This window comes from Streptomyces sp. NPDC014733 (assembly GCF_043083385.1).
Taxonomy (GTDB): Bacteria; Actinomycetota; Actinomycetes; order Streptomycetales; family Streptomycetaceae; genus Streptomyces.
The window spans coordinates 86,354-101,691 of sequence record NZ_JBIBYO010000005.1; the positions used below are offsets into that span (position 1 = coordinate 86,354).

At 71.5% G+C, this 15,338-nt stretch carries 12 protein-coding genes; 4 read left to right on the top strand and 8 right to left on the bottom strand.

What is annotated here, in order from left to right:
• Positions 1-44: 44 nt before the first annotated feature.
• Positions 45-872: a serine hydrolase domain-containing protein gene (locus ACF1BH_RS14165; RefSeq protein ID WP_391642735.1), complete on the bottom strand. Its 828-nt coding sequence runs from the start codon at positions 870-872 to the stop codon at positions 45-47.
• 250 nt (positions 873-1,122) lie between these two features.
• Between ACF1BH_RS14165 and ACF1BH_RS14170 the strand changes: the two genes are divergently transcribed.
• Together ACF1BH_RS14170 and ACF1BH_RS14175 are read left to right on the top strand one after the other, a co-directional pair.
• Positions 1,123-1,644, top strand: a complete 522-nt coding sequence (locus tag ACF1BH_RS14170; RefSeq protein ID WP_391642736.1) for a MerR family transcriptional regulator — start codon at positions 1,123-1,125, stop codon at positions 1,642-1,644.
• 6 nt (positions 1,645-1,650) lie between these two features.
• On the top strand, positions 1,651-2,667 hold the full coding sequence (locus tag ACF1BH_RS14175; protein ID WP_391642737.1) for an aldo/keto reductase: 1,017 nt from the start codon (positions 1,651-1,653) through the stop codon (positions 2,665-2,667).
• A gap of 130 nt (positions 2,668-2,797) precedes the next feature.
• Here ACF1BH_RS14175 and ACF1BH_RS14180 read toward each other — a convergent pair whose 3' ends face one another.
• The 6 genes from ACF1BH_RS14180 to ACF1BH_RS14205 all read right to left on the bottom strand — a co-directional run bounded on the left by ACF1BH_RS14180 (position 2,798) and on the right by ACF1BH_RS14205 (position 9,564).
• On the bottom strand, positions 2,798-3,961 hold the full coding sequence (locus ACF1BH_RS14180) for an alpha/beta hydrolase (RefSeq protein ID WP_391642738.1): 1,164 nt from the start codon (positions 3,959-3,961) through the stop codon (positions 2,798-2,800).
• A gap of 353 nt (positions 3,962-4,314) precedes the next feature.
• Entirely contained in the window at positions 4,315-4,995 is a 681-nt protein-coding gene (locus tag ACF1BH_RS14185) for a response regulator (RefSeq protein WP_391642739.1), read from the bottom strand.
• Positions 4,992-6,365 carry a sensor histidine kinase gene (locus tag ACF1BH_RS14190; protein ID WP_391642740.1) on the bottom strand — a complete coding sequence of 458 codons (1,374 nt, stop codon included), beginning with the start codon at positions 6,363-6,365 and terminating at the stop codon, positions 4,992-4,994. The genes ACF1BH_RS14185 and ACF1BH_RS14190 overlap by 4 nt, the downstream gene beginning before the upstream one ends.
• Before the next feature lie 112 nt (positions 6,366-6,477).
• Entirely contained in the window at positions 6,478-7,356 is an 879-nt protein-coding gene (locus ACF1BH_RS14195; RefSeq protein WP_391642741.1) for a DUF4429 domain-containing protein, read from the bottom strand.
• 91 nt (positions 7,357-7,447) lie between these two features.
• A complete protein-coding gene (locus tag ACF1BH_RS14200) occupies positions 7,448-8,671 on the bottom strand; it encodes an alpha/beta hydrolase (protein WP_391642742.1) in 1,224 nt (407 codons plus the stop codon).
• Positions 8,672-8,904: 233 nt separating this feature from the next.
• Positions 8,905-9,564, bottom strand: a complete 660-nt coding sequence (locus ACF1BH_RS14205; RefSeq protein WP_391642743.1) for a TetR family transcriptional regulator — start codon at positions 9,562-9,564, stop codon at positions 8,905-8,907.
• 117 nt (positions 9,565-9,681) lie between these two features.
• Here ACF1BH_RS14205 and ACF1BH_RS14210 point away from each other — a divergent pair, with 117 nt between their 5' ends.
• A complete protein-coding gene (locus tag ACF1BH_RS14210) occupies positions 9,682-11,283 on the top strand; it encodes an MFS transporter (protein ID WP_391642744.1) in 1,602 nt (533 codons plus the stop codon).
• A 597-nt stretch (positions 11,284-11,880) separates the two neighbouring features.
• Positions 11,881-12,285, top strand: a complete 405-nt coding sequence (locus tag ACF1BH_RS14215) for a peptidase inhibitor family I36 protein (protein WP_391642745.1) — start codon at positions 11,881-11,883, stop codon at positions 12,283-12,285.
• A 99-nt stretch (positions 12,286-12,384) separates the two neighbouring features.
• Here the strand turns inward: ACF1BH_RS14215 and aceE are convergent, their stop codons facing one another.
• On the bottom strand, positions 12,385-15,117 hold the full coding sequence (gene aceE, locus ACF1BH_RS14220; protein WP_391642746.1) for a pyruvate dehydrogenase (acetyl-transferring), homodimeric type: 2,733 nt from the start codon (positions 15,115-15,117) through the stop codon (positions 12,385-12,387).
• Positions 15,118-15,338: the final 221 nt, after the last annotated feature.

Sequence of the window (15,338 nt, forward strand, 5' to 3'; positions counted from 1 at the left end):
CGGGTGGTCGGCGGCCGGGACCTGCGGGGCCCGGCCGCCGGATGTCAGGCGGAGCGCAGCTCGGCCAGGACCGCGTCGGTCAGCGGCGGCCAGGCGTCCACGGCCCAGGGGCCGAAGGCCCGGTCGGTGAGGGCGATGCAGGCGGCGCCGGAGCCGCCCGCCTCCGGGTCCACCCACAGGAACGTCCCGGACTGACCGAAGTGGCCGAACGTCCGCGCCGACGACGAAGCGCCCGTCCAGTGCGGCGACTTCCCGTCGCGGATCTCGAACCCCAGACCCCAGTCGTTGGGCTTCTGATGACCGTAGCCGGGGAGTACGCCGGTGAGCCCGGCGAAGACCACGGAGGTCGCGGCGGTGACGGTCTCCGGCGCGAGCAGCCGCGGCGCCTGCAACTCGGCGGCGAAGCGGATCAGGTCGGCGACGGTCGAGACGCCGTCCTTGGCCGGGGAACCGGCCAGCTCCGTCGCCTCCATCCCGAGCGGCTCCAGCACCGCTTCCCGCAGGTACTGGGGGAAGGGGATGTCGGTGGCCTTGGCGATGTGGTCGCCCAGCGTCTCGAAACCGGCGTTGGAGTAGATCCGCCGGGTACCCGGCGCGGCCATGGTGCGCTGCTCGTCGAAGGCGAGGCCGGAGGTGTGGGCGAGGAGATGGCGCACGGTGGAGCCCTCGGGCCCGGCCGGTTCGTCCAGCTCGACCGCGCCCTCCTCGATCGCCACCAGTGCGGCATAGGCGGCCAGCGGCTTGGTCACCGAGGCCAGCGGGAAGCGGTGCTGCTGGGGCCCGTGTGCCCCGGCCACGCTGCCGTCGGCTCGTACGACGGCGGCCGCAGCGGTCGGCACCGGCCAGTTCTCGATCATCCGCAGGCTCTGCATGGGACGAGCCTAAAGGCCACCTGACCCGGGCTCGCAGGCCGGTCGGCGCAGGGCTTCTGCCGGGCCGGTGCTCCGGCCGGAGAGGGAACGGCGGACCGGGCCCGCGCCCGGGGGCCGGGCCGGGGACGGCACGGGCGGCTCCGGGGGCTTGCCAAATCCAGGTCAAGATCGCGCTTGCCTGGAGTGCACTCCAACTCTCTAGCGTTGAACCACGTCGACGGGGGCGACAGCCGAACAGGGGAGACGCGGCATGACGGTGACGCAGAGCGAGCCGGTGATCGAGGAAACGGCGGCGGGTGACGGAGCGGTGTCCGTCCAGCGGACACCCGGCGGCCCGCAGCGGGCGGCGCAGAGCTGTGCGCAGGAGGTGTTCCATCCGCGCCCGACCGGCCGGGACCGCTACTCGATCAGCGAGGTGGCGTCGTACACCGGGCTCAGCGCCCACACCCTGCGCTGGTACGAGCGGATCGGCCTGATGCCGCACGTCGACCGCAGCCACACCGGGCAGCGGCGCTTCACCAACCGCGATCTGGACTGGCTGGCGCTGGTCGCCAAACTGCGGCTCACCGGCATGCCGGTCGCCGACATGGTGCGCTACGCCGAACTGGTCAAGGGCGGCGACGCCACCTTCACCGAACGCGAAGAGCTGCTGACCATGCACCGCGAGGACGTACGGCACCGCATCGCGGAGCTGCAGGACACCCTCGCCGTACTCGACTACAAGATCGATATCTACGCCGACGCCCGACGCCGGGCGTCCGAGAAGGGCTGATCCGCTATGGGGAGCGAGAAGATCGACACCGTGGAACTGGGCACCGGCGGCCCCCGCGTCGGAATCCAGGGCCTGGGCTGCATGGGCATGAGCTTCGCCTACGGCCCGACCGACGCCGACGCGGCACGGGAGACGCTGGAGCGCGCCCTGGAACTGGGCGTGACCCTCTACGACACCGCCGACCTCTACGGAAGCGGTGAGAACGAGAAGTTCATCGGACCCTTCATCCGCAACTATCGCGACGAGGTCGTGCTGGCCACCAAGTTCGCGCTGTCCCTCGACCCTGCCGACCCGACCAAGCGCGTCATCCGCAACGACCGCCCCTACATCCGGCAGGCCGTCGAAGGCAGCCTGCAACGCCTCGGCGTGGACACGATCGACCTCTACTACATGCACCGCCGCGACACCTCCGTCCCGATCGAGGAAACCGTCGGCGCGATGGCCGAGCTGGTCGCCGAAGGCAAGGTCAAGCACCTGGGCCTCAGCGAGGTGACCGCCTCCGAACTGCGCGCCGCCCAGGCCGTCCACCCGATCGCCGCGCTCCAGTCCGAGTGGTCGCTCTTCAGCCGTGACGTGGAGAACGGCGTGGTCGCTGCCGCCGCCGAGCTGGGCGTGGGCTTCGTCCCGTACTCGCCGCTCGGCCGGGGCTTCCTGACCGGTTCCTTCGTCAGCGCGGAGAAGGAGCTGGGCCAGGACGACTTCCGCCGCCAGCAGCCGCGCTTCACCGGTGACAACGCCACGGTCAACGCCGCACTGCTGGAGCCCGTCCACGCCCTCGCCGCCGCGCACGGCGCGACGCCCGGACAGATCGCGCTCGCGTGGGTCCAGCAGCGGGCCGAGGTCCACGGCCTCAGCGTGGTGCCGATCCCGGGCACCCGCAGGCGTACCCGTATCGAAGAGAACGCCGCCGCCACCCGCATCCGCCTCACGGCGGAGGAGTTGGCACTGCTGGAGCCCATCGCGGGGAAGGTCGCGGGGGACCGGTACGCGGACATGACGTTCACCTCTGCCGGACGGGGATGACGGACAGGACGGCGGGGGAACCCCCGCCGTGGGGACGGGCCGTCCTTGCCCGGTGGGTCGTTGTCGAGCAGACCACCGAGTGCGGGCGGCCGCAGGCCTGCGCCCGAACCGGCCGTTGACCGGCCCTGGTTCAGGTGACGACCGAGTAGTGGCCGAGCGTGATGGCGGCGAAGTTGCGCAGCGAGTCGGTGCCCGGGGCGAGATAGCCGGTGTGGCCCTCGGCCCGCTGTGCGGAGACCCGCCGCGCGCCGAATGCCGGGTCGGTGGGGTCCTCTCCATGCCCCAGTCCCAGGACATCGACGTGCGGAACGTTGCCTATCCAGTCCGTGGCGTCCCGCGCGGCCCACACCTGGGCGTAGTCGTCCACCGCGGCGGCGGAGGGGCGGCGCATACCGGGGGAGCCGAAGATGATCAGATCCCGTGCGGTGTGGCCCAGCACCGGCCCGGCGAGACCGCAGACGACCGAGCCGTAGCTGTGGCAGAGCAGCGCCGGTGCGGGGGCGCCCACCGCGGCCAACCCGGACAGGAAGCGCACCAGCCGGGGCGCACCGGCCTCGGCGAGCCGCCCGGTCGCGGCGTCAGGCCCCAGACCGACCGGGGTGGTGTACCCGGTCCAGGCGATCACGGCCGTCCGGACACCGGGGCCGTCGGCGGCCATCCGGGCACGTAGCGATATCGCCATCCCTGTCGGTGTGCCGTACGGATCGTGAGCGCGGTCGAAGGTGGTCAGGTCGATGTCGGAGCCGGGCACGATCACAGCGGTGCGCTCCGCTCTCGTCAGATCGCCGTGCACCTCCGCTATCTGACCGCGACCGCGCGGGTCGAAGGCGAGGATCTGCCGGCCGGGCGCGAGCAGTTCGGCGCAGCGGTCGGCCGCCCGGCGTGCCGCCCGATGGTCCTCCAGGGTGCCGCCGGGGTCGGTGGACAGCGCCCGCTGCCGGTCCCGTTCGGCCTTCAGAGCAAGGGAGTTGGCCTGGTACCGCAGGGCTGTCGGGGCGCCGTCGAGGTTGCCGACGGTCAGCGGGTGCCGCACCACGAGGATGCGCCGCTGGGTGGTGGTCAGCCCGTGGAAGAAGCGGGCCACCTCGGCCGGGGAGGCCGTTGCCGGGTCCGGCAGCCGGATGCCCAGGGAGTGGTCCGCGCGCCAGGCGGCGGCGCCCGGTGCGGGGCCGGTCACGGCGGTCTCGGCGGAGCCCGCGGCCCAGCCGCCCGTACCCCCGGCGACGAGCGCGACGAGCGCGGCGGTGATCAGCGCGCGTCGGCCGCGCCGGGTGGCGGCTCGGAACAGTGCCATGGTGTCTCCCTCGTGCGGTGGTGCGACGGAAGGAAACGTAGAAAGGCGTCGGGCGGGACGGCGTCACCCCTCGGAGCCAACTCCCGAGTGATACCGCAGTAGGGGGTGGAGCTCCGGGTCCCACCTGAGTACCACCCGCCCACCCTGCGGCAGGGAAACGGTGGTTGACCTGCGGGCATGTCGCGGCGCGGGCCGACCGGGCGGCGGCCTACGGGCCGCCCGCCGGCGGCCGCCGGAGCACAATCGGCCGACTGCGCGGAGGGCCTCCGGGGCACCCGCCACGTACCGACATGTCCCGTACCGCGTGACGCCCCCTCGCGCCGGCCCGCAGAATCTCCCGGCCCCGCGCGGCCTCAGCGTTCGCCGGGTGTGACCAGCCCCGACTCGTACGCGAAGATGACCGCCTGCGCCCGGTCACGCAGCTCCAACTTGGCGAGCACGCGCCCGATATGGGTCTTCACGGTCTGCTCGGCGAGGACCAGCGCATCCGCGATCTCCTGGTTGGAGAGGCCCCGGGCGATCAGCTTCAGCACCTCCGTCTCCCGCGGGGTGAGGCCGTTGAGCCGCAGTGCGGTGGCGTCCTTGCGGGGTGCCGGGCCCTGGCGTGCGAAATCCGCGATCAGCCGGCGGGTCACGGACGGGGCGAGCAGGGCCTCACCTGCGGCGACGATCCGGACCGCGGCGATGAGATCGGCGGGCGGGGCGTCCTTGAGGAGAAACCCCGAGGCGCCGGCGCGCAGCGCCTCGTAGACGTAGTCGTCGACGTCGAACGTGGTCAGCATCAGCACCTTCGGGCGGTGGGTGACGCCCGGTGGTGGGGAGAGCAGCTGCCGCGCCGCCTCCAGGCCGTCCATCTGCGGCATCCGCACATCCATCAGGACCACATCCGGGTGCGTACGGCGGCTCAGTTCGACGCCCTGGACGCCGTCCGGAGCGTCGCCTACCACGTCGATGTCGCTCTGCGCGGCGAGCAGCGCGGCGAAGCCGGCCCGCACCATGGCCTGGTCATCGACGATGATCACTCGTGTGGTCATGGGGAGCCGGTGTCCTTGTCGATCAGAAACGGTAGGGGCAGGGGGAGTCGGGCGGCGATCATGAAGCCGCCGTCGGGCAGGGGGCCGGTGGACAGGGACCCCTTCACCAGGCGCACCCGCTCGCGCATCCCCACGAGGCCGTGCCCGGTACCCGAGGTCTCCCATGCGGTGGACGGCGTCGGAGGCGGGCCGTTGAGGACCAGCACCGTCAGCACGGTGCCGTCCATGGAGCGCACCACCGATACCCGGGTGCGGGCCCCGGGGGCGTGCCGCACCACGTTGGCCAGGGCTTCCTGCACGATGCGGTAGGCCGAGAGGGCCACTGCGGGCTCCGGCGCCACCGGCTCGTCGGGCAGTGTCAACTCGACCGGTACACCGGCCCGTATGGTGGCCTCGACCAGCCGCGGCAGCTCGTCCAGACCTGGCTGCGGGGCCTTCTCCGGACCTGCGTCCCGCTCCGCCTCCGCGCTGCGCAACACCCCCAGCAGCCGCCGCATCTCCGTCAGCGACTCCCGGGCCGTCGTCGCGATGGCGGCGAACTCCTCCTGCGCCTGCGGAGGTATGCCGTCGATGCGGTACGGCGCGCTGTCGGCCTGGACGGTGATCACCGACATGTGATGGGCGACCACGTCGTGCAGCTCGCGGGCGATCCGGGCCCGCTCCTCCAGCAGGGTGCGGCGGGCCCGCTCCGCCTCGCTGATCGTCTCCTGCTCCCGCAACTTCCGCCGGGCGTCGCCGCGTTCTCGCACCACGAGGCCGACCAGCAGCAACACACCCGCCAGGACGAACATCAGCATCCAGGTGTTGTCGCTGCGGCGGGGTGTCAGCGGTTCCAGGAGAACGCCCACCACGCCCGTCGCCGCCCAGACCGTGGCCAAGGTCCGGCGGCTCTCCCGCTGGGACAGCGGCACCATCAGTGCGAGATAACCGATGATCGCCGTCGGCGGCCACGGCCAGGGTTGCGTCTGCGGGGGCTTGGAGAGCAGCGCCGCGCACAGCACGTCGGAACCGAAGATCACCCACCACGCCGGTAGCGGTCGGACCACCGCCATCAGCAACGGCACCGTCTGCGCCGCCCCCAGGAGCCCGGCCAGAGCGCCGCCCATGCCGTAGTTCTCCCTCAGGTTGTGCACGCCGACCGGCATCAACACGAAGGTGAGGAGCACGGCGAGGACGTACGGGAGGCGGCGGACCCAGCTGCTGCGGGCCGAGTCGAGCAGCGGTGCGCCGGGCCGGTCGCCCAAGCCGAAGAGCGTGGCCAGGCCCCGGCGGGCCGCGCGCAGGGCGGGCTCCCGGGCCGGTGCGCGCGCCGCGCCGGTGCCGGTCGGGGAAGGGGAAGAAGGAGAAGAAGGGGAAGCGTCTCGGATCATTGCGCAGTCAATGTAAGCGGATGACGATGACCCGAACGTCATACCGGAGTGCGGAGCTGCCCCCTACCACGGTATGACCCACGGCAGTGCGGGCAGCGGTCGCGAGCAGCGGCTACAGCTCGGCGAGGAGTTCGGCCTTCTTCGCGCTGAACTCGCCGTCGGTCAGCAGCCCGGCGCCGTGCAACTCGCCGAGCTGGCGGATCCGGTCGGCGATGTCGGCCGGATTCCGCCCGGCGTCCCCGACCCGGCGCACCGGCGCGCACGCCGCCGGCTCCGGCCCGTTCTGCGCCGTCCGCACCGCCGCCAGCACCGCCGCGGCGAACGGCAGCGACTCGTGGACGGGCCCGTACCCGAGACCGAAGATCACGGCGGCGGGATCCTGGTCGGCCTCGCCGGGCGCCTTGTCCCGGGCGGTGCGCTCCAGGAGCCGCAGATGGCCGGTGACCAGCTCCGGCGAACGCCACTCCACCCCGCTCAACTCGCCGACGCCGAAGCTCTGGTCGCCGCTCATCCACTTCGCGGACGACGCACCCGTCCAGAACCAGCGGAACGTGACCGCGCTCCCGTCGAACGACGCCTTCCCGTCGTACGCCTTGAAGTGCAGCGGACCCTCGGGCGGCGCGACCAGATGGCGGTCGGCGGGCTCCCCGGCGCCCGGTCCCAGCGACCGGCGCAGCTCGTCGGCGTAGTGCGCCGCCGAGTCCTCCTGTTCGGCGGGCAGCACCAGGCGGTACGGGTCGGAGTCCTCCTTGAGCTGTCCGGCAGCCGCCTCCATCAGGGGGTCGGAGCCCGGCCGGGGCACGGCGTGCAGCACGACGGTGCCGCGCCTGCCCTCGGACAGCTCGACGGCGCTCAGCGCCTCGTACGGAATGCGTCGCTCGCCGAGCGCCTGGAACAGCTTCGGCCTGCGGATCCCCCGTTCGAAGCGGATGAGTACGGAGTCCGAGCCGAACTCCCAGACGGCGTGAAAACCGGCCAGCACATCACCCATGCGGCTCATCGTATGCGGCGGTTGCCCGCCCGTCCCCCTTATGGACACCTTGTACCTTCCGGGGCCGACGGCTCCCGGCCGCCGCGGCGGATCAGGTGAGCCCGGCGTCGCAGCCGGCGTCGTCGGCCGCGCAGCGTACGTCCGAGAGCGCACCCACGCCGATCTTCGCGAAGTTGCGCAGGCTCTCGGTGCCGGGTGTGAAGTACCCGGCGTGGCCGTCGGCGCCGGCTGCCGACAGCAGGCGGCTGCCGAACGCCGGGTCGACCGGGTCGGGGCCGTGGCCCAGCCCGCCGACCTCCAGGTACGGCACGTCCTGGATCCAGTCGTCGGAGTCCCGCATGGCCCACAGCCGGGCCCGGGTGTCGAGCGCCGTCTTGTTGGCCGCGCGCATGCCGGGGCTGCCCGCCACCGCGATGTCCCGCACGTTCGACGGCAGATCACGCGCGGCCAGACCGCAGACGACCGAGCCGTAGCTGTGGCAGAAGAGCGCGACGCTGTCGGCCGACGGCAGCGCCCGGGTCAGCGCCCGCAGACGGACGGCGCCCGCCTGGGCGAGCTGCCCGGTGGCGGCCTCCACCCCGAGACCGGCCGGGGCGGTGTAGTCGGCCCAGGCGATCACCGCGGTCCGGGCGCCCGGCCGGGCGGCACGCTCGGCGCCGTAGAGCGCGTCGGCCATGCCCACGGGGGCGCTGGTGGCGCGGGTGGTGCGTTCGAAATTCGTCAGGTTGGTGTCCACCCCGGGGACGACCACGGAGACCCGGCGGGCCGTGTCGAGGTCGCCGAAGACCTCCGCGGCGCGGCCGCCGCCCGCCGGGTCGAACGCCAGGATCTGGCGGCCCTTGGCGGCCATCGACTCGAAGCGGTGCATCAGACGGCCCGCGTCCTGACGGCCCACGGGCGTCAGGCGGCGGTCGGTGGAGCGCCGCTCCTCGATGGCGCGGGCCTGGTCGAGCGCGGTGTGGTTGGCGCGGTAGCGCAGCTCCACCGGCGCACCGTTCATGTTGCCGACGACCAGCGGATACCGGTCGGCGAGCTCACGGCGACCGGCGCGGTCCAGCGAGGCGAAGAAGGCGCGGAGCCGGTTCGGCGCGGCGTCCGGGTCGGGCAGCCGGTCGCCGCGGAAGGTGGCGTGCCGCCAGTCGGTCTCCGCGGTGGCCAGCGGGTTGGCGTCGTCCTGGTGACCTCTGATCGCGGTCCATCCGGTGAGGGTGAGCATGACGAACACCACCGCCAGGGCGAGTGCCGCACGCCAGGCGGTGGACTGCAGGAATCCGAAGGAACCGAAGGAGGGGCCGAGCCCAGAGAAAGAAGTCACCGCGGGCCACCCTAGGAGACGCGGCAGCATGCCTGCTCCACGGGTGAGCCATGTCACGTTTCACGACGGGTAATTCGAACAAAGCGGACGCCCGGAACCGTGTATCCGCGCTCAGAGGTGCGGCGTCGGACTCATCCGGAATCACCGCGTCACGCACTGCCGATGCCGGGTGACGGCGCGTCCCGGAGCGGAGCCTCCCGGCGCGCGGACGGACCGTGCGCGCCGGGGGCGCGCTACCGCACCGTGCGCCAGTTGTCGTCGAGGGCGGGCCCGATGTGATCGAGGTACGAACGGGTCAGCTCACGGATCGATGTCACGGTGAAGTCGTCGCCCTCGCTCCACGCCTTCCCGGCGGCGCGCATCACGCCGTTGAACGCCCCGACGAGTACCCGGGGGCGCGGGTCCCGGTCCGCGTCGAGCCCTTCCCGCCGGGCGATGAGCCGGGCGACCTCCGCCTCCAGCTCGCAGGAGCGCCGCATATGGGCGGCGATCAGCGCGGGCGTCGACTCGATCATCTGGTAGGCGCGCATGTGCAGCTCCACCGGGACTATCGGCTCGATCGAGGCGGCGATGTCGTCCCAGGCGGCCATCACCGAGCTGCGCAGCGCGGTCAGCGGCGACTCGTCGGCGGGCCGGTGGCTCAGCTCCTCCAGGAAGCGCGCCTCGACCATCTCCTGGACGGCGAAGGTGACCTCTTCCTTGTTGCTGAAGTACCGGAAGAAGGTGCGCTGCGAGACGTCGACGGCGGCGGCGATCTCGTCGACGGTCGTCGCCTCGTAGCCCTGGGCCGTGAACAGCTCCAGTGCGGCGCGTATCAGGGCGTCCCTGGTGCGTTGCTTCTTGCGGGCGCGCAGTCCGCAAAGAGCCGGTTCGCGCGGCGTCGACGGGGTCATGCTGCGCCGCCTTTCCATGGTGTTCTCGCTGCTCAGGATAGCTGTGAGCGAAATGACAGTTACCGACTCATGAATTGCTTTGTCAACTGTCAGTGGCTGACATTAATGTCTCCGGGTATGAGTTCCCAGACCCCGGTTGCCCAGAGCGCGCCGGAACTTCCCGTACCGGAGCCCCGTAAGGGGTTGCGCGGCCATCCGTGGCTGACTCTCTTCTCCGTCGCGATCGGCGTCATGATGGTCGCCCTCGACGGCACGATCGTGGCGATCGCCAACCCGGCCATCAAGCAGGACCTGAACGCCTCGCTGGCCGATGTGCAGTGGATCACCAACGGCTACATGCTCGCGCTGGCCATCGCGCTGATCACCGCCGGAAAGCTCGGTGACCGCTTCGGCCACCGTCAGACGTTCCTGATAGGCATCGTCGGCTTCGCCGCCGCCTCCGGAGCCATCGGCTTCTCCAAGGAAGTCACCTTCGTCGTCGTCTTCCGCGTGCTCCAGGGCCTGTTCGGCGCGCTGCTGATGCCCGCGGCCCTCGGTCTGCTGCGCGCGACCTTCCCCGCCGAGAAGCTCAACATGGCGATCGGCATCTGGGGCATGGTCATCGGCGCGTCCACCGCAGGTGGCCCGATCGTCGGCGGGCTGCTCGTCGAGCATGTCAGCTGGCAGTCGGTGTTCTTCATCAACGTCCCGGTGGGCGTGCTGGCGCTCGTCCTGGGCCTGGTGATTCTCAAGGACCACCGCGCCGCCAACGCCCCGCGGTCGTTCGACATACCCGGCATCGCGCTGCTCTCCGGCGCGATGTTCTGCCTCATATGGCCGCTGATCAAGGCGTCCGAGTGGGGCTGGGGCTCCCTGCAGACCTGGGGCTTCCTGATCGGCTCCCTGGTGCTCTTCGCCCTCTTCGGGCTCCTGGAGACGAAGGTGCGCGAGCCGCTCATCCCGCTGCGGATGTTCCGCTCCGTGCCGCTCACTGCGGGCGCGGTCCTGATGGTCCTGATGGCCTTCGCGTTCATGGGCGGCCTCTTCTTCGTGACGTTCTACCTCCAGAACGTCCACGGCATGAGCCCGGTCGACAGCGGTCTGCACCTCCTGCCGCTCACCGGCATGATGATCGTCGGCTCGCCGCTGGCCGGCGCCCTGATCACCAAGCTCGGCCCGCGCATCCCGCTGGTCGGCGGCATGGTGCTGACCGCCGTCGCGATGTACGGCATGTCCGGTCTGGACACCGGGACCGGCACGGCGACGATGTCGGTCTGGTTCGCCCTGCTCGGTCTGGGCCTCGCCCCGGTCATGGTCGGCGCCACCGAGGTCATCGTCGGCAACGCCCCGCTGGAGCTGTCCGGCGTGGCCGGCGGTCTCCAGCAGGCCGCGATGCAGGTCGGCGGCAGCCTCGGCACCGCCGTCCTGGGCGCGGTGATGGCGTCCCGCGTCGAGAACGACCTGCCGGGCAACTGGAAGGACGCGGGGCTGCCCCCGGTCAACTCCCAGCAGCTGTCGCAGGCGTCCGACGCGGTCTCGGCGGGCTTCGCGCCGGTGCCGCCGAACACCCCGCCGGCGATCGGCCAGAAGATCGTCGCGGTCGCCCACGAGACCTTCATCTCCGGCATGGGCCTCGCCTTCACCGTGGCCTGCGGTGTCGCCGTGGTCGCCGCCGTGGTCGCGCTCTTCACCAAGCGCGGCGCGAACGCGGAGGCGGGCGCGGGCGTCGGGCACATCTGAGCCACCCGCATCCCTGACGGCGCGCGGCCGGCCCGGTCAACTCCGGGTCGGCCGCGCGCCGTTCCGCTGCCGTGCGGCAGGCGCTGCCCGGGCCGCGTCCGGGCCCGCGCCAGCCGGCCTCAGGCGCGTCTCCACTCCCCGGGGCCCTGTACCCGCCCGGCCGTTCGGCCCGGACGCCACGGCCGTCTCGCGCATTTCCCCTGCCGTCCGCGTCAACTCCCTGCCGTACGCGCCACATCGGGCAGCAGACGCCGACGCGTGCCACGCCTGGCCCCCGCTTCCGCCCCGTTTCGCTCCTTCGGATGAGTCCCGCACGGGAACTCCCCGGGGCGGCTTCGGCATGGCCGGTCGGCAGGCCCCTTGGCGCGGGCGGGAGGAATGGTTTCCGCGCCGTCGCGCGCCCGCTGCCGGGGCGTCAACCTGACGCCGCGAAGGCTTGGCCCCGAGCCCTACGCTCCGTCCACATCGCCCCACCGGGTGGTGCTGCCGCCAAGCTCTTGGCAGCCGCCCCGGCCGGCGCCGAAGCTCGGCAGTGAACCCGCCGCGGGCAACCGGCCGGCGGCACACCCATCGCCGTATTCACGGGGGAGATTCTTGATGCGTATGTACCGCAGCGCCGCGCTCGTCACCGGCCTCACCGCGCTGGCCGCCACCCTCACCGCACCCACCGTCCTCGCCGCTCCCGCCGCCCGTGCGGCGTCCGGCGGCAGCAGCGCCACCTCCGGCGACTGTGCCAAGGGGCAGCTCTGCGTCTGGCCGGACGCGGAGTTCGGCGGCAAGCGGCAGACCTTCGAGCTGGCCGACACCGACATCGACAGCTGTATCGCCCTGCCCAAGGGCACCACGGCCGCCTCGCTGGCCAACCGCACCGGCCGCCCGGTCACCACGTACCAGAGCGCCGAATGTGCCGAGACCGGCGAGTTCGACACCTACCCGGGCGGCGGCAGCTGGCTGCCCAGCTCGCCGTACCGCTTCCGGGCCGTGAAGATCTGGGAGCGCTGACCGGCGATGGTCCGCACCCCGGACACGGCCGTGCCCGGACACGCGCCGCGCCCCCGACCGGCGGACCGGTCGGGGGCGCGGCAGGGGCCGTGCGGTGGCTCAGGCGTCGCCGCCCGCCTCCCCGGCGTCGGCGGCCGTGACGTCCAGCAGCTCGTAGCGGTCGATGGCCTGCTTCAGCAGCGAGCGGTCGACCTTGCCCTCCTTCGCCAGCTCGGTCAGCACACCGAGCACGATCGACTGCGCGTCGATGTGGAAGAAGCGGCGGGCGGCGCCGCGGGTGTCCGCGAAGCCGAAGCCGTCGGCGCCCAGCGACTGGTACGCACCGGGCACCCAGCGCGCGATCTGGTCCGGCACCGAACGCATCCAGTCCGACACCGCGACCTTCGGGCCGGGCGCGTCCGCCAGCTTGCGGGTGACGTACGGGACCTGCTGCTCCTCCTCGGGGTGGAGCAGGTTGTGGCGCTCGACCTCGACGGCCTCGCGGCGCAGCTCGTTCCAGGAGGTCGCCGACCAGACGTCCGCCTTGACGTTCCACTCGTCCGCCAGGATCCGCTGGGCCTCCTCGGCCCACGGCACCGCGACACCCGAGGCGAGGATCTGGGCCCGGTGCTCGCCCTTCTCCCCGGCCCTGACCCGGTGCAGACCCTTGAGGATGCCGTCGACGTCCACGTCGGACGGCTCGGCCGGGTGCTGGATCGGCTCGTTGTAGACGGTCAGGTAGTAGAAGACGTCCTCGGAGTTCTCGCCGTACATCCGGCGCAGACCGTCCTTGACGATGTGCGCGATCTCGTAGCCGTACGCCGGGTCGTAGGCGACGCACGCCGGGTTGGTCGAGGCCAGCAGCTGGGAGTGGCCGTCGGCGTGCTGGAGGCCCTCGCCGGTCAGCGTCGTACGGCCGGCGGTCGCGCCGAGCACGAAACCGCGCGCCAGCTGGTCGGCCATCTGCCAGAACTGGTCGCCGGTCCGCTGGAAACCGAACATCGAGTAGAAGACGTAGACCGGGATCAGCGGCTCGCCGTGGGTGGCGTAGGCGGAGCCCGCGGCGATCAGGGAGGCGGTGCAACCGGCCTCGGTGATGCCGTCGTGCAGCATCTGGCCGGTCGGCGACTCCTTGTACGCCAGCAGCAGCTCGCGGTCGACCGACTCGTAGATCTGGCCCAGCGGGTTGTAGATCTTCGCCGACGGGAAGAACGCGTCCATGCCGAAGGTGCGGTACTCGTCGGGCGCGATCGGCACGAAGCGCTTGCCGATCTCCTTGTCCCGCATGAGGTCCTTCAGGACCCGGACGAACGCCATGGTCGTGGCGATCTTCTGCTGGCCGGAGCCCTTCTTGGCACCGGCGTACGCCTTGTCGTCCGGCAGCGGCAGCGGCTTGGCGCGCACGACACGGGTCGGCACATAGCCGCCCAGCGCCTTGCGGCGGTCGTGCATGTACTGGATCTCTTCGGAGTCGTGGCCCGGGTGGTAGTACGGCGGCAGGCCGTCCTCCAGGTCCTTGTCCGGGATCGGCAGCCGCAGCCGGTCGCGGAAGCCCTTGAGGTCGTCGACCGTGAGCTTCTTCATCTGGTGGGTCGCGTTGCGGCCCTCGAAGTTCGGGCCGAGCGTCCAGCCCTTGACGGTCTGCGCGAGGATCACCGTCGGCTGGCCCTTGTGCGCCTTGGCCGCCGCGTACGCCGCGTAGATCTTCTTGTGGTCGTGACCGCCGCGGCCCAGGTGCAGGATCTGGTCGTCGGTCATGTTCTCGACCATGGCGCGCAGCCGGTGGTCGCCGCCGAAGAAGTGGTCACGGATGTACGCACCGGTCTCGGTGGCGTACGTCTGGAACTGACCGTCGGGCGTGGTGTTGAGCTTGTTGACCAGGATGCCGTCGCGGTCCTGCGCCAGCAGCGGGTCCCAGCTGCGGTCCCAGACCAGCTTGATGACGTTCCAGCCGGCGCCGCGGAACTGCGACTCCAGCTCCTGCATGATCTTGCCGTTGCCGCGGACCGGGCCGTCCAGGCGCTGCAGGTTGCAGTTGACCACGAAGGTGAGGTTGTCCAGCCCCTCGCGCGCGGCGATGGAGAGCTGGCCCAGCGACTCCGGCTCGTCCATCTCGCCGTCGCCCAGGAAGGCCCAGACGTGGCTGTCGGAGGTGTCGGCGATGCCGCGCGCCTCCATGTAGCGGTTCATCCGCGCCTGATAGATCGCGCCGAGCGGGCCCAGGCCCATCGAGACGGTCGGGAACTCCCAGAAGTCCGGCATCAGCCGCGGGTGCGGGTAGCTGGACAGACCGTTGGGGGCCTTGGACTTCTCCTGGCGGAACGCGTCCAGCTGGGCGTCGGAGAGCCGGTCGAGCAGATATGCGCGGGCGTACACGCCGGGGGAGGCATGGCCCTGGAAGAAGATCTGGTCGCCGCCCTTGCCGTCGTCCTTGCCCCGGAAGAAGTGGTTGAAGCCCACGTCGTACAGGGAGGCGGAGGAGGCGAACGTGGCGATGTGACCACCGACGCCGATACCGGGGCGCTGCGCCCGGGAGACCATGACGGCCGCGTTCCACCGGGTCGCGTTCAGGACCTTGCGCTCGATCTCCTCGTTACCGGGGAAGAACGGCTCGTCCTTGGTGGCGATGGTGTTGACGTAGTCCGTGCTGCGCATCTCGGGCACGGCCACGCGCTTCTCGCGGGCACGCTCGATCAGTCGAAGCATGAGGTAGCGAGCTCGTTCCCGGCCTCGCTCATCGACGGCTGCGTCGAGCGAGTCGAGCCATTCCTGGGTCTCTTCGGGATCGAAGTCCGGGACCTGGCTGGGAAGGCCGCCAATGATGATCGGGTTTCGATCGGATCCGGAAGCCACGCTGTTCCTTCGTGTTCGGGTCATGTCGTGCTCTGCACGCGATAGCTGCTGCGCACGCGGTCGGATGGTGTCTCTCTGTGGTGTCTGTCGGTGGTCGCGCCGCCTTCCATCGTGTACCGCGCGATCGGGATACGTCATCTCTACCGAGAGGTAACCCCAGGCGGGGAGCCGACGGCGGCTCGGGCCGTGGTGACAGGTCGGCCAAATCGCAACCATACGCC

Excerpts from the sequence above, each read along its gene's own strand:
- ACF1BH_RS14215 (WP_391642745.1), top strand. The coding sequence starts at position 11,881 with ATGCGTATGTACCGCAGCGCCGCGCTCGTCACCGGCCTCACCGCGCTG.
- ACF1BH_RS14165 (WP_391642735.1), bottom strand. The coding sequence starts at position 872 with ATGCAGAGCCTGCGGATGATCGAGAACTGGCCGGTGCCGACCGCTGCG.
- ACF1BH_RS14210 (WP_391642744.1), top strand. The coding sequence starts at position 9,682 with ATGAGTTCCCAGACCCCGGTTGCCCAGAGCGCGCCGGAACTTCCCGTA.
- ACF1BH_RS14175 (WP_391642737.1), top strand. The coding sequence starts at position 1,651 with ATGGGGAGCGAGAAGATCGACACCGTGGAACTGGGCACCGGCGGCCCC.
- ACF1BH_RS14170 (WP_391642736.1), top strand. The coding sequence starts at position 1,123 with ATGACGGTGACGCAGAGCGAGCCGGTGATCGAGGAAACGGCGGCGGGT.
- ACF1BH_RS14185 (WP_391642739.1), bottom strand. The coding sequence starts at position 4,995 with ATGACCACACGAGTGATCATCGTCGATGACCAGGCCATGGTGCGGGCC.
- ACF1BH_RS14195 (WP_391642741.1), bottom strand. The coding sequence starts at position 7,356 with ATGGGTGATGTGCTGGCCGGTTTTCACGCCGTCTGGGAGTTCGGCTCG.
- ACF1BH_RS14180 (WP_391642738.1), bottom strand. The coding sequence starts at position 3,961 with ATGGCACTGTTCCGAGCCGCCACCCGGCGCGGCCGACGCGCGCTGATC.
- ACF1BH_RS14205 (WP_391642743.1), bottom strand. The coding sequence starts at position 9,564 with ATGACCCCGTCGACGCCGCGCGAACCGGCTCTTTGCGGACTGCGCGCC.
- ACF1BH_RS14190 (WP_391642740.1), bottom strand. The coding sequence starts at position 6,365 with ATGATCCGAGACGCTTCCCCTTCTTCTCCTTCTTCCCCTTCCCCGACC.